The sequence below is a fragment of the Massilia sp. BKSP1R2A-1 genome (genome assembly GCF_050586525.1).
GTDB lineage: Bacteria > Pseudomonadota > Gammaproteobacteria > Burkholderiales > Burkholderiaceae_D > Telluria.
The window spans coordinates 155,878-162,052 of sequence record NZ_JBOBRE010000014.1 but is presented as its reverse complement, the minus strand read 5'-3'; the positions used below and the strand labels follow the sequence as shown (position 1 = coordinate 162,052).

Genomic DNA, 6,175 nt, shown 5'->3' with positions numbered 1-6,175 from the left:
ACCTGCCGAGATATTGGTCGAGCCGGTCCAGACCGCGATTGGCTCGCCTTCTTCGAGCAAGATGATGAACTTGTTGTGACGGATTCCTTCCGTGACCGTGCGGCCAGTCGCAATTTCCTGACGCAGCAGCCCAGCATCGCGCAGAGACGTTTCGTTTTCCTCCTTATATCCGCTTTCCGCGTCGTAGACGATTCTCACATCGGCCCCGGCATCTACAGCAGCGCGAAACGCTGTTGCAACTGGAGAGTAGTGAAATTCGTAGAACGCCGCGCGCAAACCGAATCGCTCGTCAGCCGCTTTGCCGATGAACGCGAGCAGTGCTTCATACAGACCACGCGATAGCCATTTCATTGGGGCGGAAGTAGGTGCATGCGGGTTCGGACGCTCGGTGCCAAACTTGCGTGCATACGCCTGAGATCCGATTACGCCTCGGTTTGAGAAAATGTCATGTCGCGGCTCGATACTTTGTTCATTTGCTTCTGCCTCGGTTTGCACCGCGATATAGACGCTGCCGTCCATATCCGCAGCGAGCAATTTAGGCTTTCCACGCATGGGGATGACGCGGTAGCCATACTTCACGCCTGGCTTTGCCGTGTAGTCAGCCCATTGGAACGTTTGAAGCGGATGCTCATCGAGCGGCACCAGAGCACCAGGCGGCAATCCTTCATCCTTGTAGCGGAAGCGCTTCATGCCGCGCATCATGTAGCGCTCTACCTGTTCGCCACCGGGAGAAAACTCTGTGCGTTCGATCGCAAACCCCGCCAGGTCGTACAACTGGTCGGGCAAGTCGTCTTCCAGGTCTTTCAAGTTGCTCGTGAAATCCCAGGCGAGGACAACGACATGCAAGCCGCAGATCGCCCTGACTTTCAATGATTCGTTGGAGTCAAAAAATCGCATGTCCTGCTCCTCTCAAGTCGGATATGCCCAACAGCCCATGGAATCGACGCGATGCCCTTACGGAATTTAAGTAATATCATTAAAGATGATTTAAATGAAATATAACTAAAGCATGTGTCAAAACAACGACAGCTCGACAGTGCATAGTCTTATTTCCTTAGCGGTCTCGATGGATGCTGTCCTGGTTCCGCTGAACCGCCCGTTTTGCTATCATTTCGGGACATTTACTTCCGGAGGGTTCGTCCAATGCGCCATTGATGCCGCCGTCTACTGACGGCCAGTTCTCCCATCTTCCCGCGAAAGCAGGGAGCACCCGGCATCCTTGGAGGTTTCATGACGCACCCATTTCTCGCGCTCGACAGCGCATTCTTCGATCTTCCCGGCGGCACGACGCTGCTCTCAAGCCTCACCGAGCAGTTCGACTCCCAACACACTGGCCTGGTCGGCCGCAACGGCATCGGCAAGAGCGTGCTCGCGCGCCTGCTGGCGGGTGAACTGCAGCCGACGGCCGGCCGCTGCATCCGCTCCGGCCCCGTGTTCTACCTCCCCCAGCAGGTCGACCGCCTCCCAGGCGAAACGGTCGCCTCGCTCGCCCGCGTCAAGCCCATCCTCGACGCACTCGCGCGCATCGATGCCGGCAGCGTCGACCCATTGGATTTCGATCTGGTCGCCGACCAATGGGACCTGCCCGCACGCCTGAAGCACGCGCTCGAACAGGCCGGCCTCGCTCACCTCGACGCCGCAACACCCGCCCAGCAACTCAGCGGCGGCGAAGCCATGCGCGTGGCGCTGCTGGGCGCCATGCTCTCCAGCGCCGACTTCCTGATCCTCGACGAACCCACCAACCACCTCGACGGCCGGTCGCGTCAGGCGCTGAGCGAACAACTCAGGCAATGGAAGCGCGGCCTGATCGTCGTCAGCCACGACCGCGCCCTGCTGGAGCAGATGGACCGCATCGTCGAACTCTCCTCGCACGGCCTGCGCAGCTACGGCGGCACCTACAGCTTCTACGCCGCCGCCCGCGCCGTAGAGCAGGACAGCGCCCAGCGCGACCTCGACCACGCCCGCCAGGCCCTGCAGCGCGAGGAACGCGCCATGCGCGAACAGCGCGAGCGCCAGCAGCGCCGCCAGGCGCAAGGAGCACGCGATGGCAAGACCGCCAACCAGGCAAAGATCCTGCTCGGACGCCAGAAGGAAAGAAGCGAAAACAGCGGCGGACGCCTGCAACAGCGGCTCGAGGAAACGCGCCAGCAGCACCGCGAACAGGTCCGCAGCGCCGCGGAGCAGCTGCGCGAGGAGGCGACGATCCGCCTGCAAGGCCCGCAGACCAGCGCGGCCGCCCAGCGCCGCGTGGTCCAGCTGGAAGACGTCGAGCTGCCTTTCGTACCACCAGCCCTGCGCCGGATCGACCTCGTCATCACCGGCCAGCAGCGCATCGGCATCACCGGCCCGAACGGCAGCGGCAAATCGACGCTGTTGAAAGTCATCGCCGGCCAGATTGAACCCTTGGCCGGACAGGCAAGCCGTGACCCCGCCTTCGCCTGGCTCGACCAGCGCCTGGCCACGCTCGACCCGGAAAGCAGCGCCATCGAGCAGCTCCTGGCCGCCAACCGCACGGTCGCACCGGACCGCCTGCGCACCTATCTCGCCCAGATCGGCCTCGACGCCCGCAAGGGCTCGCTCCCGACAAGCCTGCTGAGCGGCGGCGAACGCCTCAAGGCCGCGCTGGCCTGCGCCATCTACGCCGACCCGCCCGCGCGCCTGCTCCTGCTGGACGAGCCGGGCAACCACCTGGACCTGGCATCCGTCGAGGCCCTGGAGGCGATGCTGGCCCACTACGCGGGCGCGCTGGTGGTCGTGTCGCACGACGAAGTCTTCCTCGAACGCCTGAACCTGACCCATCGCTTGAAGGCAGGGGAGGGCGGATGGCGCCTGGAGGCTGCTTGAGGCGGCCCCGCGGTTGCTATAATCGCGGATCACCCGCCTGCTTCCAGAAGAACCCATGTTGCGCACCCTTGTCATTTCCCCAAACTGGATCGGCGACGCCGTGATGGCCCAGCCGCTGCTGCGCCGCCTGCGCGCGCTGCATCCCGACCGCCCGATCGACGTGCTCGCCCCGACCTGGGTGGCGCCGGTATGGCGCGCCATGCGCGAAGTGGACACGGTCATCGAGTCGCCTTTCAAGCACGGCTCGCTGCAGTGGAAGGAACGCAAGGAGTTCGCGAAGATGCTGAAAGCGCGCGGTTACGCAGACTCCTACGTGCTGCCGAACACGCTCAAGTTCGCCCTGATCCCCTGGCTGGCCGGTATCAAGCGCCGCGTCGGCTACAAGGGCGAGATGCGCTACGGCCTGGTCAACGTGATGCACCATGACGAGAAGGACGCGCCGCGTCCGATGGCCCAGTTCTACGCCGCGCTGGCCGACAAGCCGGTGCGCAGCCTGCCGCGCCCCGAAAAACTCCCCGAGCCGGAGATGACCGTCGATCCGAAGGAGGCCGACGCCGCCATCGCGCGCCTGAACCTGCCCGCAGGGACCTACGTCGCCTTCGCCCCGGGCGCCGAGTTCGGCCCCGCCAAGCGCTGGCCCGCCGCGTACTTCGCCGAGCTGGCGAAAACCATCCGCGCCAATCGCCCGGACGCGCAGATCCTGCTGCTCGGCTCCCCGAAAGACCGCGCCGTCTGCGACGAGATCACGGCCCTGGTACCGGAAGCGCACAACCTCGCCGGTTCCACCTCGCTGAGCGAAGCGATCGCCCTGATCTCGCGCGCCGCCGTGGTGGTCACCAACGACTCCGGCCTGATGCACATCGGCGCGGCGCTCCAGCGCCCCGTGGTGGCGATCTACGGCCCCACCGACCCGCGCCACACGCCGCCACTGTCCGAGCTGGCGAAGATCCTGTGGCTGCACATCGAGTGCTCGCCCTGCCAGCAGCGCGAGTGCCCGCTGGGCCACCAGAACTGCATGAAACAGATCCTGCCAAACGATGTCTGGCAACCGCTGCAGCCCATGCTGGCTGCTGCCTGAACGAACGAGAAAAGAGGTCCACAATGATTCTAGTTACTGGCGCAGCAGGCTTCATCGGAGCCAACCTGGTCCACGCGCTCTCCAGGCGCAAGCCATTCAGCGTGTTCGCCGTCGATAATATGTCGCGGCCGGACAAATTCCTGAACATCGTCGACGCCGAAGTGGCGGACTACGCGGACAAGGAAGACTTCCTGGTCCGCCTGAAGGCCGGCGAATTCGACGGAAAATTCAGTGCCGTCCTGCACCAGGGCGCCTGCTCCAACACCATGGAGACCGACGGCCGCTACATGATGCGGAATAACTACGAGTACACCATCGCGCTGTTCGAGTTCTGCCAGCGCGAGCGCATTCCCTTCATCTACGCCTCGTCGGCGGCCGTCTATGGCGGCGGCACCGTGTTCAAGGAAGCGCGCGAGCACGAGCGCCCGCTGAACGTCTACGGCTACTCGAAATTCCTGTTCGACCAGTACATGCGCCGCTACTGGCAGGACCATGGCATGCAGGCGGGTTCCCAGGTCGTCGGCCTGCGCTACTTCAACGTCTATGGTCCGCTGGAAGGCCACAAGGGCACGATGGCCTCGGTCCCCCTCCACCAGTTCCACCAGTTCCAGAAAGAGGGCAAGGTCAAGCTCTTCGGCGCGAATGACGGCTACGAGGCCGGCACCCAGATGCGCGACTTCATCTACGTCGAGGATGTCGTGAAGGTGAACCTGTTCTTCCTCGATAACCCGGACAAGCGCGGCATCTACAACCTCGGCACCGGCCGCGCCCAGCCCTTCAACGACCTGGCCGTCGCCACGGTCAACGCCCTGGTCAACGAGGGCAATCCGCCGCTGACGCTGGAACAGATCGTCGAGAAGGGCCTGCTCGAATACCTGCCGTTCCCCGACAAACTGAAGGGCAAATACCAGAGCTTCACCCAGGCCGACATCGGCGCGCTGCGCGCCGTGGGCTACACCGAGCCCTTCACGGACGTCGCTACCGGCGTCGCCAAGTACATGCAGTACCTGAAGGGCTGATCTCGTAGGGTGGGCAAGTTTCTTGCCCACGCGGTCAAATCACGTCACTTGGCCCGCTCCGTGGCTCTCAACCGTTCCTTGACCGCGTGGGCAGGAAGACCTGCCCACCCTACAAATGCTTTACAACTCCTTTACACCATCTCCACCAGCTTTTAGCCCGTTTTTACACCCGAAAATCTACGCTTTCACCTGCTCCAACAACAACACGCAGGACACCATGAAAGCACTGATCCACGCCGCCGCCCTGGCCGGCGCCATCCTCGCCACCAGCGCCCACGCGCAAACCACCTTCAACGCCGCCGTTACCAGCGACTACCGCTACCGCGGGATCTCGCAAACGCGCCTGCAACCCGCCCTGCAGGGCGGTCTTGACTACGTCCATCCGACCGGCTGGTATGCCGGCGCCTGGGCCTCGACCATCAAATGGATCGAAGATGCAGGCGGCGACGGCAAGGTCGAACTCGACCTCTACGCCGGCAAGCGCGGCGAGATCGCGCCGGGCCTCAGCTACGACGCCGGCATCCTGCGCTACCTCTACGCCGGCAATGAGCTGGGCAAGGTGAATGGCTTCGCCAACGCCGACACCACCGAGATCTACGGCCAGCTCGGCTACGGCCCGGCCTACATCAAGTATTCGCACGCCACCACGAACCTGTTCGGCTTCGTCGACAGCGAGAACAGCGGCTACCTCGACATCGGCGCCAGTATCGACGCCGGCCAGGGCTTCACAGTCCAGCTGCACGCCGGCCGCCAGCGCGTTGCGAACAACAGCGCCTCCAGCTACACCGACTGGAAGGTCGGCGCCAGCCGCCCCTTCGGCCCCGTCACCGCCACCCTGGCCGTAATCGGCAGCAATGCGCGTAAAAGCGCCTATGCCTCGCCCGCCAACGGCAAATTCCTCGGCAGGACCGCATTGCAGCTGACCGTCGGCGCCACCTTCTAGGGCAGCCGCGTTTACACGACGTTTACACGGCGCCGCGCGCTTTTTACGCCCCGTTTCGCGCGGCGCCTCTACCCTCGATCCAACAACAACAACGCTGAAAGCGATTGCGTATGGACTTCTTATTCCTCGGCGCCTTCCTCCTGTTCTTCGCCTTGACCTGGCTGCTGCTGGCCGGCTGCCACCGCTTGGGAGGCAAGCAATGAACACCTTTTATCTGGTCGGCGGCCTGGTCGCCGGCGGCTTGCTGGTCTACCTGCTGGTGGCCCTGTTCAGGGCGGAGGAGCTGTAACC

The 6,175-nt window shown here is 63.7% G+C and carries 6 protein-coding genes; 5 read left to right on the top strand and 1 reads right to left on the bottom strand.

Going from position 1 to position 6,175, the window contains the following annotated elements:
- Positions 1-897: hypothetical protein (locus ACQ7JA_RS20240; RefSeq protein ID WP_430901034.1), on the bottom strand; the 897-nt coding region annotated here is incomplete at its 3' end.
- A 333-nt stretch (positions 898-1,230) separates the two neighbouring features.
- Between ACQ7JA_RS20240 and ACQ7JA_RS20235 the strand changes: the two genes are divergently transcribed.
- From ACQ7JA_RS20235 to kdpF, 5 genes are all read left to right on the top strand, one after another.
- Positions 1,231-2,844 (top strand): ABC-F family ATP-binding cassette domain-containing protein, encoded by a 1,614-nt coding sequence (locus ACQ7JA_RS20235; protein ID WP_430901032.1) that lies wholly within the window; start codon positions 1,231-1,233, stop codon positions 2,842-2,844.
- 55 nt (positions 2,845-2,899) lie between these two features.
- Positions 2,900-3,922, top strand: a complete 1,023-nt coding sequence (waaF, locus tag ACQ7JA_RS20230) for a lipopolysaccharide heptosyltransferase II (protein WP_430901030.1) — start codon at positions 2,900-2,902, stop codon at positions 3,920-3,922.
- Between the two features lie 23 nt (positions 3,923-3,945).
- Entirely contained in the window at positions 3,946-4,941 is a 996-nt protein-coding gene (gene rfaD, locus ACQ7JA_RS20225; protein WP_430901028.1) for an ADP-glyceromanno-heptose 6-epimerase, read from the top strand.
- A 217-nt stretch (positions 4,942-5,158) separates the two neighbouring features.
- Positions 5,159-5,884: a TorF family putative porin gene (locus tag ACQ7JA_RS20220; protein WP_430901026.1), complete on the top strand. Its 726-nt coding sequence runs from the start codon at positions 5,159-5,161 to the stop codon at positions 5,882-5,884.
- A gap of 199 nt (positions 5,885-6,083) precedes the next feature.
- Positions 6,084-6,173, top strand: coding sequence for a K(+)-transporting ATPase subunit F (gene kdpF / locus ACQ7JA_RS20215; protein WP_430901024.1), 90 nt, complete (start codon positions 6,084-6,086; stop codon positions 6,171-6,173).
- Positions 6,174-6,175: the final 2 nt, after the last annotated feature.